13 protein-coding genes and 1 riboswitch are annotated in these 16,053 nt (G+C 61.6%); of the genes, 6 read left to right on the top strand and 7 right to left on the bottom strand.

What is annotated here, in order from left to right; genetic code table 11:
* Positions 1-30 precede the first annotated feature (30 nt).
* Positions 31-136: riboswitch (TPP riboswitch) on the bottom strand.
* A gap of 196 nt (positions 137-332) precedes the next feature.
* Positions 333-1,772 (top strand): TolC family outer membrane protein, encoded by a 1,440-nt coding sequence (locus EJ576_RS04510; RefSeq protein ID WP_028615490.1) that lies wholly within the window; start codon positions 333-335, stop codon positions 1,770-1,772.
* A 91-nt stretch (positions 1,773-1,863) separates the two neighbouring features.
* Here EJ576_RS04510 and waaA read toward each other — a convergent pair whose 3' ends face one another.
* Together waaA and EJ576_RS04520 are read right to left on the bottom strand one after the other, a co-directional pair.
* Positions 1,864-3,141 carry a lipid IV(A) 3-deoxy-D-manno-octulosonic acid transferase gene (waaA, locus tag EJ576_RS04515; RefSeq protein ID WP_126569640.1) on the bottom strand — a complete coding sequence of 426 codons (1,278 nt, stop codon included), beginning with the start codon at positions 3,139-3,141 and terminating at the stop codon, positions 1,864-1,866.
* 23 nt (positions 3,142-3,164) lie between these two features.
* The gene (locus tag EJ576_RS04520; RefSeq protein WP_122730552.1) at positions 3,165-4,055 is read right to left on the bottom strand and encodes a LysR family transcriptional regulator; all 891 of its coding nucleotides are present in this window, start codon (positions 4,053-4,055) and stop codon (positions 3,165-3,167) included.
* Between the two features lie 102 nt (positions 4,056-4,157).
* Here EJ576_RS04520 and EJ576_RS04525 point away from each other — a divergent pair, with 102 nt between their 5' ends.
* The 4 genes from EJ576_RS04525 (at position 4,158) to EJ576_RS04540 (ending at position 7,608) form a co-directional block, all read left to right on the top strand.
* Entirely contained in the window at positions 4,158-4,493 is a 336-nt protein-coding gene (locus tag EJ576_RS04525; protein WP_010213655.1) for a multidrug efflux SMR transporter, read from the top strand.
* 129 nt (positions 4,494-4,622) lie between these two features.
* Positions 4,623-5,798: an FAD-binding oxidoreductase gene (locus EJ576_RS04530; protein WP_126569641.1), complete on the top strand. Its 1,176-nt coding sequence runs from the start codon at positions 4,623-4,625 to the stop codon at positions 5,796-5,798.
* A complete protein-coding gene (locus EJ576_RS04535) occupies positions 5,795-6,607 on the top strand; it encodes an aldo/keto reductase (protein ID WP_122730549.1) in 813 nt (270 codons plus the stop codon). Before EJ576_RS04530 ends, EJ576_RS04535 begins: the two co-directional genes overlap by 4 nt.
* A gap of 41 nt (positions 6,608-6,648) precedes the next feature.
* Entirely contained in the window at positions 6,649-7,608 is a 960-nt protein-coding gene (locus EJ576_RS04540) for a hypothetical protein (RefSeq protein WP_028615485.1), read from the top strand.
* A 66-nt stretch (positions 7,609-7,674) separates the two neighbouring features.
* Here EJ576_RS04540 and EJ576_RS04545 read toward each other — a convergent pair whose 3' ends face one another.
* From EJ576_RS04545 to msbA, 3 genes are all read right to left on the bottom strand, one after another.
* Entirely contained in the window at positions 7,675-8,610 is a 936-nt protein-coding gene (locus EJ576_RS04545; protein WP_126569642.1) for an NAD-dependent epimerase/dehydratase family protein, read from the bottom strand.
* A complete protein-coding gene (gene hldE / locus EJ576_RS04550) occupies positions 8,603-10,027 on the bottom strand; it encodes a bifunctional D-glycero-beta-D-manno-heptose-7-phosphate kinase/D-glycero-beta-D-manno-heptose 1-phosphate adenylyltransferase HldE (protein ID WP_016975611.1) in 1,425 nt (474 codons plus the stop codon). The genes EJ576_RS04545 and hldE overlap by 8 nt, the downstream gene beginning before the upstream one ends.
* Before the next feature lie 114 nt (positions 10,028-10,141).
* Positions 10,142-11,947 carry a lipid A export permease/ATP-binding protein MsbA gene (gene msbA / locus EJ576_RS04560; protein WP_126569643.1) on the bottom strand — a complete coding sequence of 602 codons (1,806 nt, stop codon included), beginning with the start codon at positions 11,945-11,947 and terminating at the stop codon, positions 10,142-10,144.
* Positions 11,948-12,105: 158 nt separating this feature from the next.
* Here msbA and EJ576_RS04565 point away from each other — a divergent pair, with 158 nt between their 5' ends.
* Positions 12,106-13,962, top strand: a complete 1,857-nt coding sequence (locus EJ576_RS04565; RefSeq protein WP_126569644.1) for an O-antigen ligase family protein — start codon at positions 12,106-12,108, stop codon at positions 13,960-13,962.
* A 54-nt stretch (positions 13,963-14,016) separates the two neighbouring features.
* On the opposite strand, the gene EJ576_RS04570 is transcribed toward EJ576_RS04565, so the two are convergent.
* Together EJ576_RS04570 and EJ576_RS04575 are read right to left on the bottom strand one after the other, a co-directional pair.
* Positions 14,017-14,898 carry a glycosyltransferase gene (locus tag EJ576_RS04570; protein ID WP_122730543.1) on the bottom strand — a complete coding sequence of 294 codons (882 nt, stop codon included), beginning with the start codon at positions 14,896-14,898 and terminating at the stop codon, positions 14,017-14,019.
* The gene (locus EJ576_RS04575) at positions 14,895-16,043 is read right to left on the bottom strand and encodes a glycosyltransferase family 4 protein (RefSeq protein ID WP_068932706.1); all 1,149 of its coding nucleotides are present in this window, start codon (positions 16,041-16,043) and stop codon (positions 14,895-14,897) included. Before EJ576_RS04575 ends, EJ576_RS04570 begins: the two co-directional genes overlap by 4 nt.
* Between the last annotated feature and the right edge of the window lie 10 nt (positions 16,044-16,053).

The following is a 16,053-nucleotide window of genomic DNA, read 5'->3' on the forward strand; positions in this document are numbered from 1 at the left end:
TCCCGGACGAAGCACAAGAGGACTCGCCGGGTGACGAGAAATCTTGTTCCCTACGCAGGCGCTAACCTGATCAGGTTCAACGGGATCCGGTATTTACCGATCTCAGCCTTCCAACAAGGCACCCCGACAAGAACGCGGCCAGTCTAGACCATGGCGTGGGCAAATTGCCAATAGCGGTGCATTCAGCGTGATGAATGGCGTGATTGCGGGATTGTTGCGCCGAGTCAGCACCACTACACTCGGTTGCCGCTACAGTGCTTGACGCCAGGAATGGGCCGCCTTAGCCTTGGGCGCTAAATTATCACCGTAATATTAAAACTAGGGATCGCCTCATGCTGCGCAAACTCTCACTGGCGCTCGCCGTGTCTTGTGCGACCAACGGAATGGTCTGGGCAGCAGAAGCGCCCTTGTCCGCTAAAACTGACTTGGTCAGCGTCTACCAGGAAGCGGTGGACAACAACGCCGACCTGGCCGCCGCCCGCGCCCAATACGGCGCGCAAAAAGAAGTGGTGCCCCAGGCCCGCGCCGGGCTGCTGCCAAACCTGACCGGTGGCGCCGATATCAATAACGTACGCACCCAGATCGACACGCCCGCCGCTACCGCCAACCGCGATGCGCATTCCTGGCGGGCCACCTTGAGCCAGCCGCTGTTCCGCGCCGACCGCTGGTTCCAACTGCAGGCGGCCGAGGCCACCAACGAGCAGGCCGCGCTGCAACTGTCGGCCACCGAGCAGAACCTGATCCTGCAAAGTGCCGAAAATTACTTCGCCGTGCTCCGCGCCCAGGACAACCTGGCGTCGACCAAGGCCGAAGAGAACGCATTCAAGCGCCAACTGGACCAGTCCAACGAGCGCTTCGACGTCGGCCTATCGGACAAGACCGACGTGCTGCAATCCCAGGCCAGCTACGACACCGCCCGCGCCAACCGCATCCTGGCCCAACGCCAGGTGGAAGACGCGTTCGAAGCCTTGATCACCTTGACCAACCGCCAGTACAACTCGATCCAGGGCATTGTCCACACCCTGCCGGTGTTGCCGCCGCTGCCGAACGACGCCAAGGCCTGGGTCGAAACCGCCGGCCGCCAAAACCTCAACCTGCTCGCCAGCAACTACGCCGTCACCGCCGCCGAAGAAACTCTCAAGCAGCGCAAGGCCGGGCATGCGCCGACCCTGGACGCCGTGGCGCAATACGAAAAAGGCGACAACGACGCCCTGGGCTTCAGCAACCCGAACGCGTTCGGCACGCCGTACCGTGGCGATGTGGAACAACGCACCATCGGCCTGCGCCTGAGCATCCCGATCTACAGCGGCGGGCTGACCAGTTCGCAAGTGCGCGAGTCCTACTCACGCCTTGGCCAGACCGAGCAACAGCGCGAAGGCCTGCGCCGCCAGGTAGTGGAAAACACCCGCAACCTGCACCGCGCAGTCAACACCGATGTGGAGCAGGTACAGGCGCGCCGCCAGTCGATCATCTCCAACCAGAGCGCGGTGGAAGCCACGGAAATCGGTTACCAGGTGGGCACGCGCAACATCGTCGATGTGCTGGACTCACAGCGTCAGCTCTACGCATCGGTGCGTAACTACAACAACAGCCGTTATGACTACATCCTCGACAACTTGCGCTTGAAGCAGGCGGCGGGCACTTTGAATCCAGGCGACTTGCAGGATTTGGCGCGCTACCTCAAGGCTGACTACAACCCGGACCGCGACTTCCTGCCGCCGGACCTGGCCAAGGCGGCGGCCGAGCAGCTCAAGGCCCGCCCCGGCTACTGACACAACCCTTGTAGGAGCTGGCTTGCCAGCGATTGCATCACCTCGGTGAATCTGATGTACCGCGCTGCCTGGATCGCCGGCAAGCCGGCGCCTACAGGCTGATGAGTCGAGAGAGGCCATCCAGCAAGCGTTTGAGCGCGCCCTGGTTGGCCTGCATCACCTTGAGACCCGCCTGCGCCATCTTGCGCGCATCCTGCGGTAATTCGAACAATTGCCGCACGGCCTCGGCCAATCCTTCGGCATCATCCACCTCTCGCAGCGCCCCGGCTTCGCGCATCATCGCGGTGATTTCGAGGAAGTTGAATACGTGCGGGCCCATGATCACAGGCTTGGCCAATGCCGCCGGCTCCAGTGGATTATGCCCGCCGGTCGCCACCAGGCTGCCGCCGACAAAAGCGCTGTCGGCCAAGGCGTAGAGAAACAGCAGTTCACCCATGGTGTCACCGAGCAGTACCGAAGTTTGCGCGGTGACCGCTTCGCCGCTGGAGCGGCGTACCGTGGCAAAACCTTGTTGCTGGCACAGCTCGAACATCGGCCCGAAGCGTTCCTGATGGCGCGGCACCAGAATCAGCAGTGCGTTGGGATAGCTGTCGAGCAATTGGCGATGGGCTGCCAAGACGACTTCATCTTCACCTTCATGGGTACTGGCGGCGATCCACACCGGACGTTCGCTGGCGCCCCATTGCTCGCGCAACGCAGCCGCCCGCACCGGCAGTTCGGGGTCGATGGTCAGGTCGAACTTGATTGAGCCGGTGACTTCGACGGTTTCCGGGCGAGCGCCAAGGCTAAGGAAACGCTGGGCTTCGGCGTGCGTCTGTACGGCAAACAGGCTCATTTGCGCCAGCATCGGCGCCGTCAGCCTGGCAAAGCGCGCGTAGCCCTTGGCCGAACGCGCCGACAGCCGCGCATTCGCCAATGCCACCGGAATCCCACGCTGGGCGCAGGCGTGGATATGGTTGGGCCACAGCTCGGTTTCCATGATCACCGCCAGTTTCGGCTGCACACGGTCGAGGAAACGCTTGGCCGCGCACGGCAAGTCATACGGCAAATAGCAATGCTGGATGCGCGGCTCGTTGGCGAACAACGCCTGGATGCGCTCGGACCCCGTGGGCGTCATGCACGTAACCGTAATCGGCAGCGTCGGATAACGCGCCAGCAACCCGCGCACCATGGGCGCGGCGGCAATACTCTCGCCTACCGACACGGCATGCACCCAGATCCCGCCGGGCTGCATCACCGGCAGGCCATAGGAGAAGCGCTCGCCAACGCGCTTGGCGTAGGCCGGCGCCTTGCGCGCGCGCAGCCACAGACGTAAAGCCACCAACGGCAGCGCCAGGTAAAACAGACAGCTGTAGAGAGTTCTATTCATGGCGGCGGAGTTTATCGGCTTTTTCAGTCGATCGCCTGCAAGCACTCGGCAAATCGTTTGGCCAGGAAGCGTGCGGCAGGTCCCAGGTGTTCGTCGCGCCGCCAGACCAACTCCACCACCAGGGCCGGCGGCGTCCACTCACTGTCCAACTCGATCATTTGTTGTTGATACGTCGGGTACTGCACGATATGCCGGGGCAGCCAGGCCCAGCCCAGGCCGCTCATCAGCCATTCAGCCAACACGTAGAAACTGTCGGCGCGCCACACCAACGGGCTGGCCGCTTCGCTGCCGGGGTAGACACTGGTCTGGGTCGACATCAGTAGCTGGCGGAACTGCGCCAGGCGCTGGCACGTCACGTACTTTTCCTTGGCCAGCGGGTGATTCACGCCACACACCGTGACCATCTCCACACTGCCGACCACACGCCGCTCCAGGGCTTCGGGAATCTGGTCGTGGTAGAACAGCAGGCCCAGGTCGGCCTTGCGCTCTACCAACTTGCGCGCCACGTCGCCCTGGGCGGCGCTGGATAGCTGCACTTCCAGCAACGGGTATTTGCCCGCCAACGCCTCCAGGCTGTCGAGTACCGGCTGAAACAGCATGGCTTCGTCCTGGGCCAGGCGCAGGCACGCCTCTTCGCCGCGCGTCAGTGAAAGCGCCCGGCCGTTGAGCCGCTCGCATTGGCGCAGCACTTCGCGCGCTTCCTCCAGCAACACGCTGCCGGCTTCGGTCAGTCGTGGTTGGCGCCCGCTGCTACGCTCGAACAGGCTGACGCCGAGGTCCGCCTCCAGCATCGCAATCCCATTGCTTACCGCTGACTGCGCCTTGCGCTGCTGACGCGCCACAGCCGAAAACGAACGCTGCTCGGCGACGCTGACAAACAGACGCATTTGCTCAAGATCCCACTGCACGCTCATGGCTCAACCCATCTCTTATTCGGATAGGTAATGACTTTACCCCATCTGATTAGACTCTAGAATGCCAGCCTTATCTGATCGCTTTACCCCGAGGATTACCCCATGAACGTCGCTTACTACTACTTGGCCATTGCCATCTGCTCGGAAGTGATCGCCACCGTTTCCATGAAAGCCATCAAGGGCTGGAGCACGCCGATCCCACTGCTGCTGGTAATCGTCGGCTACGGCGTGGCGTTCTGGATGCTGACGCTGGTGGTGCGTACGGTGCCGGTGGGCGTGGCCTACGCCGTGTGGGCCGGGATGGGCATCGTGATGGTGAGCATCGCGGCGTTGTTTATCTACGGGCAGAAGTTGGATATCCCGGCGATGCTGGGGATGGGCCTGATTGTACTGGGTGTGGTGGTGATCCAGTTGTTCTCGAAAACCGCCGGGCACTGAACTACTCACCTGTAGGAGCCCGGCTTACCGGCGATGGCGGTCTCTCAGACGCCATCGCCGGCAAGCCGGGCTCCTACAAATAGTGATCCCTGTATACTGCGCCTCTTGTCTTGAACACTGAGGTCGCCCATGCCATCCGTTATTTCCACCGACGTTCTGATTGTCGGCGCCGGGGTTGCCGGCCTCTGGCTGAATGCGCGCCTGCGCCGCCAGGGGTTTTCCACGGTGTTGGTGGAAAGCGCCACCCTGGGTGGCGGGCAAAGCGTGAAGTCCCAAGGGATCATTCACGGCGGTGCCAAATACGCCCTGCACGGCGCCCTCACTGGCGCCTCCGAAGCCATTGCCGACATGCCGCGCCGCTGGCGTGAAGCGCTGGCGGGCAACGGTGAGCTGGACCTGACCGGCGTGCGCCTGCTGTCCGAAGCCCATTACCTGTGGTCGCCCGGCACGATTGCCGGCAACCTCACCAGCTTCTTCGCCAGCAAGGCCGTGCGCGGCCGTGTCGACCAGGTCAAGGGCGACGACCTGCCGCCAGCCCTGCAAGACCGTCGCTTCAAGGGCAAGGTCTATCGCCTGGCAGAGCTGGTTATCGACGTACCGAGCCTGATCAAGCGCCTGGCCCAGCTGGCCGGTGATGGTTTGCTCGCTGGGCAGCACATCGAACCCTTGCTGGAAGGCAACACACTCATCGGTTTGAACGTAGACGGCCGCGAAATCCGCGCCCAGCGCATCGTGTTGAGTGCCGGCGCGGGCACGGCGGATCTGCTGACCGCGCTGGGGCTGAGCCAGCCGGCGATGCAAAAGCGCCCCCTGCACATGATCATCGCCAAAGGGCCTGGCCTGAAGCCGTTGTACGCCCACTGCCTGGGCGGCGGCACCAAGCCGCGCATCACCGTCACCACTCACCCGGCCGCCGATGGCAACTGGGTGTGGTACATGGGCGGCGACATTGCCGAAGCCGACGGCGTAGCGCGCACGCCGGAAGAGCAGATTGCCACCGCGCAGAAAGAACTGGCGCAATTGCTCCCGTGGATCGACATGAGCCAAACCCAGTGGGCCACCCTGCGGGTCGACCGTGCCGAGCCACTGCAATCGGGCCTGACCCGTCCCGACAACGCCTTCATCGCCGAGGAAGGCCGCCTGTTGGTGGGCTGGCCGACCAAACTGGCCCTGGCGCCGGACTTCGCCGATCGGGTGATCACCAGCCTGGAACGTGACGGCATCCGCCCGAGCGCCAGCGAGCCCCTGCCCGACCTGCCAAAACCCGCCATCGGCGTACCTGCCTGGGAGCAACTGTTGCCATGAGCCTGCCCACCCTGCACGACCTGCATCGCCCCCTGGGCAGCACCGGCCTGATGGTCTCGCCACTGGGCCTGGGCACCGTCAAGCTGGGCCGCGACCAAGGGGTGAAGTACCCCAGCGGCTTCCAGATTCCTGGTGACGACGAGGCGCGCATGCTATTGCGACAGGCGCGCGAACTGGGCATCAACCTGATCGACACCGCGCCGGCCTATGGCATGAGCGAGGAACGCCTGGGGCCACTGTTGCGCGGTCAACGCCAGGACTGGGTGATTGTCAGCAAGGTCGGTGAAGAGTTCGAAAATGGCCTGTCCAGTCACGACTTCAGCGCGGCCCACACCCGCCTGTCGATCGAGCGCAGTTTGAAACGACTTGAAACCGATTTTATCGACCTGGTGCTGGTGCACTCCGACGGTAACGACCTGCATATCCTCAACGACTGTGAGGTCTACCAGACCCTGGCCGAGCTGAAAAAGGCAGGCAAGATCCGTGGTTTCGGCTTCTCCGGCAAAACCGTCGAAGGCGGGGTGAAGGCTCTGGAACAGGGCGATTGCGCCATGGTCACCTACAATTTGAACGAACAGGCCGAGAAAGCCGTCATTGATTATGCGGCGACCCACGGCAAAGGCATCCTGGTGAAAAAGGCCTTGGCCAGTGGCCATGTTTGCCTGGAGCCTGGAATGGATCCAATTCGTGCGAGTTTCATGCTGTTGTTTGCGCAAACGGGCGTCGCCAGTGCTATTGTCGGGACCATTAATCCGCTGCACCTGGCCCATAACGTGGCGACCGCTGCCCAGGTCATTCGTCAACTCTGATGCCGCCCACGCGGCCGACCCCGTCGCAAGAAGGAGCCGACATGCCGCGAACGCTCATAAGAAAAAACCCCAGCAACTTCAAGACACTGCCGCTGCACGTCGAAGCCACCCCCGAAGGCCTGAGTTACCAGAGCGTCGGCATGCCGCTCAACTTTGCCCAGACCCTGCAACGGCGCAAACCGGTGGAAGTGGCCGACCCAGAACGTTTCGCCCTGGAACTGGCCAACCTCGGCGTATCGGTTCGCCTGACGTTGCACTGGCAGAACCGCGATTACTGGGTGCTGGTGCGCCAACGCCGCCAGGACCGTGGCGATGTGGTGCTCAAGCTGATCTCCGGCTACGTGCCCGCCCATGAACTGAACCTGCCGCTGCACACCGCCATCCAGGAAATCGCCGAAGAGTGCCTGCTGGAGACGCCGGAAGGCTGGCTGGGCGGACGCTTCAACGACACCTGGCTACCGGCGCCCTATTCCGCAGCGCTGCATTACCGTGAAGCCCTGCCCTTTCGCCTCAGCCCGCTGTCCGGTGCCGCCCGGCCGGTACGCTGCGCCACTACCCAATTGATCGAGCGCCCACGCGCTTATGTGCACCTGCCCACCGCCTCCCTGCAACTGATCTATGACCTGCGTCTGGAAGTGCCCAAGGAAGCCAAGTCCCTGAGCCTGTTCCATGTAGACGAGCGCCTGGAAGGCGATCAACTGGTGGCACGCCTGGACCGCCAGCGTCCTGACCTGTACCTGATGCCATTGAAAGACGGCCAGCCTCTGGCCGAGTTGTACACCGTCAAGAAAGACCAGCTGTACCCGGCGAGTACACGGGGTTTGTACCTGGCGGAAAGCTTCGCCCAGCAGGAAGGCTGGCTGGTGCGTGAGGAGCGGATTCGCTGGAAGGATTGGCTACGCCAGCAGGGCTTGGCGGAGCCGGAGAAAGAGTCGAAATTGAAGCGCCTGGCACAGCGGGTACTGCGCAAGATTGTGCCCAAGAAAAAAGCCAAGGCCTGACGCCAACGCGATATGGGAACTGGCTATGGTGGAAGCTGGCAAGCCAGCTCCCACATTTGATTGCGTTCAGCCTTCGAGCAAGCGTTCCAACCCGACCTTCAACGGAGTGGGCTCGGGCAACTTGAAGCTCGCCAGCAAGCGCTGGTTATTCGCCCGCGAGTGGCGAATATCCCCGGAACGCGCCGGCCCGTAAGTCACCGTCGGCAACTTGCCGACAATTTCTTCCAACGCCTGCAGCACCTGCTTGAGGGTAGTCGTGCGGTTCCAGCCCACGTTGATCGCGCCCAACGGTGCGTCCGGCGCTTCGATGGCCTGCACCAACACGTCCACCAGGTCTTCCACGTACATGAAGTCACGGGTTTGCTCGCCATCGCCAAACACGGCAATCGGCACGTCCTGCTGCACGCGTTCGCTGAAGATGCTGATCACGCCGGAATACGGCGATGACGGGTCCTGGCGGGGCCCGAAGATATTGAAGAAGCGGAAGATCACCGGTTCCAGGCCATGCTGGCGACGATAGAAGTCGAAGTAGAACTCACTGGCCAGCTTGTCGGACGCATAGGGCGTCAATGGCGCCTTGGTGGTGTCTTCGTCAATCGAAGCGCCTTCGCCATTGTTGCCATAGACCGCCGCGCTGGAGGCATACACCACGCGTTTTACGCCAGCCTTGCGCATGGCTTCGCAGACATTCAAGGTGCCGACGAAATTGCTCTGGTGCGTGCTGACCGGATCATCCACCGAGGCCTGCACCGAGGCCACTGCCGCCAGGTGCACCACCGCCGTTGCGCCGACAGCGGCACGGGCCACCAGCTCGGCATCGGCCACATCACCTTCCAGCAGTTCGACGCGTGGATTGTCCAGCGGCAAATTGCTGCCCTTGCCGGTGGACAGGTTATCCAGCACTCGCACGCCATAACCTTTGGCAAGCAGTGCATCGACCAGGTGCGAGCCGATAAAGCCGGCACCGCCGGTGATCAGGACCCACTTATCAGCGTTACTCATTGTTGCGGATCTTCTCGACAATGGCGGTGGTCGAGCTGTTCTCGACCAGGCCCAGCACTTTGACCTTGCCGCCGTAGGCGCTGACGATATCCGCCCCTACGACCTGGTCGACGGAGTAATCGCCACCCTTGACCAGAACGTCCGGCTTGACCTGGGCCAGCAGGTTTTCCGGGGTCGCTTCAGGGAAGCTGATCACCCAGTCCACCGCGCCCAGGCCAGCCAGCACCGCCATGCGACGGTCGACGCTGTTGATCGGACGGCCAGGGCCTTTCAGGCGACTCACCGAGGCGTCATCGTTGACCGCCACGATCAGGCGGTCGCCTTGGGCGCTCGCTTGCTCCAGGTAAGTCACATGGCCAGCGTGCAGGATGTCGAAGCAGCCATTGGTGAACACAATGCTTTCGCCATGGGCACGGGCATCGTCAATCGCCAGCAGCAGTTGCTCGATGGTCAGCACACCGCGCTCCGAACCTTCGGAGCGCTGGATCGCACGACGCAATTCAGGCGCGCTGATGGCAGCAGTACCCAATTTGCCCACCACAATGCCCGCCGCCAGGTTGGCCAGGGCCACCGCGTGGGGAAGCTCTTCGCCCGCCGCAATCGAGGCGGCCAGGGTGGAGATCACGGTGTCGCCGGCGCCGGTAACGTCGAACACTTCACGGGCACGTGCCGGCAGGTGCATCGCCGGGTGGCCAGGACGCAGCAAGGTCATGCCGTGCTCGCCACGGGTCACCAGCAAGGCGCCCAGGTCGAGGTCAGCCATCAGCGCGGCGCCTTTGGTCACCAAGTCGTGCTCATCGGTGCAACCGCCGACGATGGCTTCAAATTCGCTGAGATTCGGCGTGATCAGGCTGGCTCCGCGATAAATCGAGAAGTCCTTGCCCTTGGGATCGGCCAATACCGGAATGCCCTTGGCCTTGGCGGCCTGGATCAGTTCCTGGTGATTCTTCAAGGCGCCTTTGCCGTAGTCGGACAACACCAGCACCTTGATGCCTTCGAGCAACTGGTCGACCTGGCTACTGAGGGCGAGGGCGTCGGTGCTGAAGGGTTCTTCGAAATCGATACGCAGCAATTGCTGGTGCCGGCTCATGACCCGCAGCTTGACGATGGTCGGCTGGTGGGCAATGCGCTGGAACAGCGCGCGCACGCCAGCACCGCGCAGGCTATTGGCCAGGCTGTCGGCGGCTTCGTCGTCGCCGGTCACACCCACCAGGGAGGCCGGGGCGCCGAGGGCGGCAATATTGAGGGCAACGTTGGCAGCGCCGCCTGGACGGTCTTCGATTTGCTCGACCTTGACTACCGGTACCGGCGCCTCAGGGGAAATCCGTGAGGTACCGCCATGCCAGTAACGGTCGAGCATGACATCGCCGACCACCAAGACAGGGGCTTGATCGAATCGCGGCATGGACAACTTCATGGAGCAACCCACATACAAAATGAACAGGGGCGCGATATTAGCACAGGGTTACAGGAGGATTGCGGGAGGGTTTTGCAATGCAGGAACCGGCAAGCCGGCTCCTACAAGGGAGGCTCAGGTGATGTCGGCGGAAACTGGCGCATCCAGCCCCATGGCATGCAGGCGGGCGTAGTAGCCGTTCTGGGCCAACAGTTCGCCGTGAGTGCCACGCTCGACAATCCGACCGTCGTCCATCACCAGGATCAGGTCAGCTTTCTCGATGGTGGACAAACGGTGCGCGATCACCAGCGTGGTGCGACCTTGCATGACCTTGTCCAGCGCCGCCTGAATGTGGCGCTCGGACTCGGTGTCGAGGGCCGAGGTGGCCTCGTCGAGAATCAGCAACGGCGCGTTCTTGAGCAAGGCACGGGCAATCGCCAGGCGCTGGCGTTGGCCGCCGGACAGCAACACGCCGTTTTCGCCGACCTGGGTGTCGAAGCCCTTGGGCAACTGGTCGATGAAGTCCTTGGCATTGGCATCCGCCGCGGCGGCTTCAACGTCCGCCCGAGGTGCACCCGCCAAGTCGCCATAGGCGATGTTGTTGGTCACAGTGTCGCTGAACAGCGTCACGTGCTGGGTCACCTGGGCGATGTGCTTGCGCAGGTTGAGCAGCTTGTACTTTTCGATCTCGACGCCGTCCAGCAGGATCTCGCCGCTTTCATGATGATAGAAACGCGGGATCAGGCTGGCCAAGGTCGATTTGCCACTGCCCGAACGCCCTACCAGGGCGATCATCTGCCCAGGCTCGGCGGTAAAGCTGATGTCCTTGAGCACATGGCGTTCGGTGCCTGGGTAGGTGAAATTGAGGTTGCGTACGTCAAGACGACCGCTGACTTTTTCACGCTCGATCGTGCCGCGGTCAACTTCGACCTCTTCGTCCAGCTGTTCAAAAATGCTTTCGGCGCCCGCCACACCCTTCTGAATCGTCGAGCTGACTTCCGAAAGCTGGCGAATCGGCTTGGGCAACAGGCCGGCCAAGGTGATATAGGCCACCATGTCACCCGCCGAAGCATCACCGCGAAGATAAAGGACCAGGAACATAAGCACCGCCATCGCGGTGTAGATCACCAGTTGCAGCGCCGGCGTATAGATCGCCCCGGTACGGGTCATGCGCAGTTGCTTGTCGGTGTTGCTCTGGCTGGCCTTGAGGAAACGTTTTTCCTCGTAGACTTCGCCACCAAAGCTGCGCACCACGCGATAGCCCTGGATGGTCTCCGACGCGACGTGGGTCACGTCGCCCATGGCCACCTGGATCTTCTTGCTCTGCTTGCGAAATTTCTTGCTGGCCGTGCTCACCATCACTGCAATCAACGGCAGGATGGCGATCATCACCAGCGTCAGGCGCCAGTTCATGTACAGCAGCGAGGCGAACAGGAAGATCACCGTCATGCCTTCGCGAATCACCACTTTAATAGCATCAGTGGCCGCGCCCGTGACCATGGTCACGTTGAAGGTGATACGGGAAATCAGGTGCCCGGAGTTGTGGTTGTCGAAGTAGCGGTTTGGCAGTGTCAGCAGGTTGTTGAACAACTGCACCCGCAGGTCGTGCACCAGGCCCAGGGAAACCTTGGCCAGCAGGTAGTTGCCAAGGAACGAACCGAGGCCCTGCCAGGCGGCAATCAGGATGATCAGCAGCGGCACGGCCTGCAGCAATTGCAGGTCCCGCAGGAATGGCACGCTGGGGAACAGCACGGCTTCAGGATTGGAAAGGCCGTCGACGAAGTACTTGAGGATGTACCCCAGCATTGGCTGGGTCGACGCGAAAATCAGAAATCCGACGATGCTCAGCGCGAACAAGCCGGCGTAGGGCTTAACGTAACTGAGCAGGCGGAAGTATATTTTCAAGCTCGAAGGGCTTGCGCTCGGACTGGAGTCGGTCATATCACGCGGCGTTTTGAAAAAGGAGGCTGACTTTAGCACAGCTTCTCTGTTGTACTTGCACCCTGCATGACCCACAGCCTGGTCGGACCCGACCAGCGACATTACATAGCCACTACTTTAAGATGGTTGGCTTTCTCAAAATGGAATGGCTTTACTGTATGCACTCCAAGCGCCTGATCTATGGCTCAAATCGCGTTTTCGACTTCCTGGTCCTGTGGATTTTGCCCATTGGCTTGTTGTTATTGCTGAGTTCGCTGTTCTTCGTATCCAACCGCAACGTGCTGCATCGAATCGTCTACATCCTGTTCAGCGTACCGACCCTGTTCATGTTGTGCATGCGCCCGCGGGAGCTGAAAGAGTTACTGCGCGAGCCCCTGGCGCTCGCATTCCTGGTCTTCTCCGCCTGGGCCATGACCAGCCTGCTGTGGAGCCCCGAGCCCACCGCCGACACCGACCTGTTCAAGCGCCCGCTCAATACCTTCATGCTGTTTGGCGGCTGCGGTCTGCTGCTGCACTACCGCAACGAACTGTTCAAGCCGATCTTCTTCAGTGCAGCTGTAATTGCACTGGTGGTGAGCCTGTGCAACCTGGTGGCGTTCGTCAAAGGCTTCGAACCGGGCATGCGCATGATCGGTGGACGTGGCGCCCTCGACAACCCGCTGCTCAGCTCTCATCTATTCGGTTTCTTCTGCGTCTACTGGCTCTATGTCTGCATGACCACCCAGCGCCTGAAAGTGCTGTGGTTCAGCGTCCCGGCCCTGGCAGTCATGCTCGCGGCGGTTCTGGCCACAGGCTCGCGCACACCGCTGGTAGCCCTGACACTGACCATCCTGTGGATGACCTTCGTCAGCCGCAACCGCCGCTCAGCCTGGCTGATCGCAGGCATGATCCTGGGCGCCGCAGGGCTTCTGCTGCTCTACCCCGAGGTGATCACCAATCGCGGCAGCTCATTCCGCTTCGAATTGTGGGGCATGTCCCTGCAGCGCATTGCTGAACATCCATGGATCGGCCACAGCTATGACTCCGAGCTGTACCTGACCCTGGCCGACGGCAACGAGCTGCGCGAGCCGCACAGTTTTGCCCTGGGCGTGCTGTATTACGTCGGGATCATCGGTTTTATCCCATGGATCTTCATGCTCGGCTGGGGCCTGTACAAAGGACTCAAGGAACGGGCACAACCCCTGTTTATCCTGGCCTCGTCGCTGCTTGCCTATGGCATCGGCGCCGGCTTGACCGAAGGCGGTGGCATTCTGTCACGGCCCAAGGAGCACTGGTTCCTGCTGTGGATCCCGCTGGCCATCATCACCGGCCTGAGCATCGCCCAGCGCCGCCGCAGCCTGCTGCGCATACCGGTGCAAAACCTGCAGCCTGAAGACTTCGAGCAACTGTGCGCCGATGCCCACGTGATCGAAGCCGACGGCCTGGGCCCGAAGGTCCTGCGCCTGGCCAACGGTCGCTTCCTCAAAGTGTTCCGCCCGCGCCGATGGTATACCTCAGGCAGCTTCAACCCTTACTCCGAACGGTTTGCCAGCAACGCCGAGCAATTGCGCTCCCTGGGTATTCCCACGCCGCAGATTCTCGGTGTCTATCGACTGCGCGACGCCAGCAGTGCCGTCAGCTACACGCCACTGCCCGGCCTGACCCTGCGCCAGGCCCTGCAAAGCCTGGACAACAGCCTGCGTGAATCGCTGATCGAACGCTTTGGCCAGTTCATGGCCCAACTGCATGAGCGCGGCGTGTACTTCCGCTCGCTGCACTTGGGCAACGTACTGTTGATGGACGACGGTGAGTTCGGCCTGATCGATATCGCCGACCTGCGCATCTACCCGTCGCCGCTGCGCAACGCGTTGCGCCAGCGCAACCTTCGCCATATGCAGCGCTATCCGCAGGACCGCGCCTGGCTGTTCGAAACTCACTTCGAACAGTTGGCCAAAGGTTATGCGTCGGTCGCCAGCCCAGGCGCCACCGCGAAAATCCGCGAGCACGTACTGGCGTTGGCCAGCACCGCCGCCTGATAAAAAAGGCGACTATCACGGCTGATAGTCGCCTTTTTCATTTCGCCTGCCGCCTCACTTCCTCAGAGGCGCCAGATACAACCGCACCAAGCCACGCAAGGTCTTGCGCCCCCAGAACTTCAGCGGGATCTGCTTGAGGATTTCCCGCGCCAATGGCCGGTCACGGTCGGCTGTCTTGAGGAACATCGAGTTCAGGAAGTTGTAGCGCACCGCGTCATAAGCCGGGTGTTCGCTGAACTGGGCATACGTCTTGAGAATATTCTGGATCATGTAGCGATGGTTCTTGTAGGTGTTGCTCGCGTGCTGCCGATACTGCGCCATTACCACGCCCAGGGCGTCGATCGTGTAGCCGGCAGCAGTGATCTTCAGCTGGATCAGCAGGTCTTCCAGGGGAATCAGCGGGTCGAAGCCGCCGACCTCCTCCAGCACTTCGCGGCGGATCAGCATGGTTGGTGCTGGCGGGAAAGGCTTGCGATCCATGAACATATCGTCGAAGTCGAGACTGCGAAACGGTACGTCGCGGCGCTGTTTTTTCTCCGGGTGCAGGTTGCCATCACCGTCGATCAGCTCGATATTGCCGGCGCACATGCCCACCTTGGGTTTGTCTGCCATATACGCCACCTGGGTGGCGATACGGTCCGGCAGCATGATGTCATCCGAGCCGAACGGAGCGATCAGGCTGCCCTTGGCGCGGGCGATGGCACCGTTGAGCGTGGCGGTCAGCCCCTGGTTCTGCTGCACCTGGAAATCAAAGCCGTGCTCGGCCTGCAAGCGTTGGATGCGCTCGACACTGTCATCCTTGGAGCCGTCATCCACCACCAGCAGTTCGATATTCGGGTACGTCTGGCCGAGCACGCTGAGGATGCTCTCTTCGATATACCGGCCGTGGTTATAGGACGCGATAATCACTGAGACCAGGGGTTGTTGCGCGGTCATGCTCTACCTACTTCTTTCAAACCGGTTTCGATGAGGTTCAGGTACTTCTGCTGGAATTCAGCCAGTGCGTGGTTTTCTTCCAGGTAACGGAACACCTGTTCACCCTTGGCGCGCAATTGCTCATCGCTCATGGCCAGGTAAGTGTCCAGGGCAGTAGTCAGTTGCTCGACATTGCCAGGCTCGTGGGACAAGCCGCCCGCCCCTTCTACCAGCGGCAGCATGGCCGGGCCGTTGGAGGCAATCACCGGCAAGCGTCCACTCATGCCTTCCAGTAGCGCCAGGCCCAGGCCCTCAAGCAAGGAAGGCATGGTCCAGATATCGAAGGCACGCACATACTTGAGGCCATCCTCGCGAAAGCCCAGCAGGTGCGCACGGCCAGTGAGGCCGAGACGCTCTATGTCCCCACGCAAATCCGCCTCGGCACGGCCGGAACCGATGATGCCGACCTGGGCGTTGGGGTATTTGTCCTTGAGGCGCGCGAACGCCTGCAACAGATGCGTATGGCCCTTGATCGGCACCAGGCGTCCCAATGCGCCGATGATCCGCGCGTCGAGCGGCAGCCCGAGCGCCTGGCGCGCCTGCTCGCGTGGCAACTGCAAAGCTTCGGCCTGCGGAATATCGATGGCGTTGGTGACGAAGGTGGTGTTCTCGTGGGTAAAGCCGCAGTTGAGGCCGACCAGGTAATCCCTGACCGCCGCCGACACCCCGACAAAACGCCAGGCCGGGCTGACCAAACGACGCGTCTGGCGTCGGCGATAGGCACGCTCGTACTCGCCGAAACCGTGGGAGATACCAATGCACAATGGGATCTTCAACCAGCGGTTGAGCGACAGCATCATGTTCACCGACTTGAAGCGATTACAGATGACCACGTCGAACTTCTGCTCGCGGCAGTACTTGTAGATCTCCCACATGGCGCCCAGGCGAATGCCCTTGAGCGCTTTTTCGGGAAACTCGAAATATTTGGAGTGATCCGCCACGCTCAACGGCTGTCCCGGCTGCGGTCGCCCACTGAGGAAGGCCGACGTCACCTCAAACCGCTCGGTCGGCAACGCCTTGACGATCTGCTCGCCAAGATCGGCAAAATCATTGAGTTTGACGTTGTAGTCAGGCTGCAATTGCAAAACCTTGAAACGAGGCTTCATATCACTCCAT

It is taken from the genome of Pseudomonas sp. C 49-2 (assembly GCF_003970195.1).
In the GTDB taxonomy this organism is placed as follows: domain Bacteria; phylum Pseudomonadota; class Gammaproteobacteria; order Pseudomonadales; family Pseudomonadaceae; genus Aquipseudomonas; species Aquipseudomonas canadensis.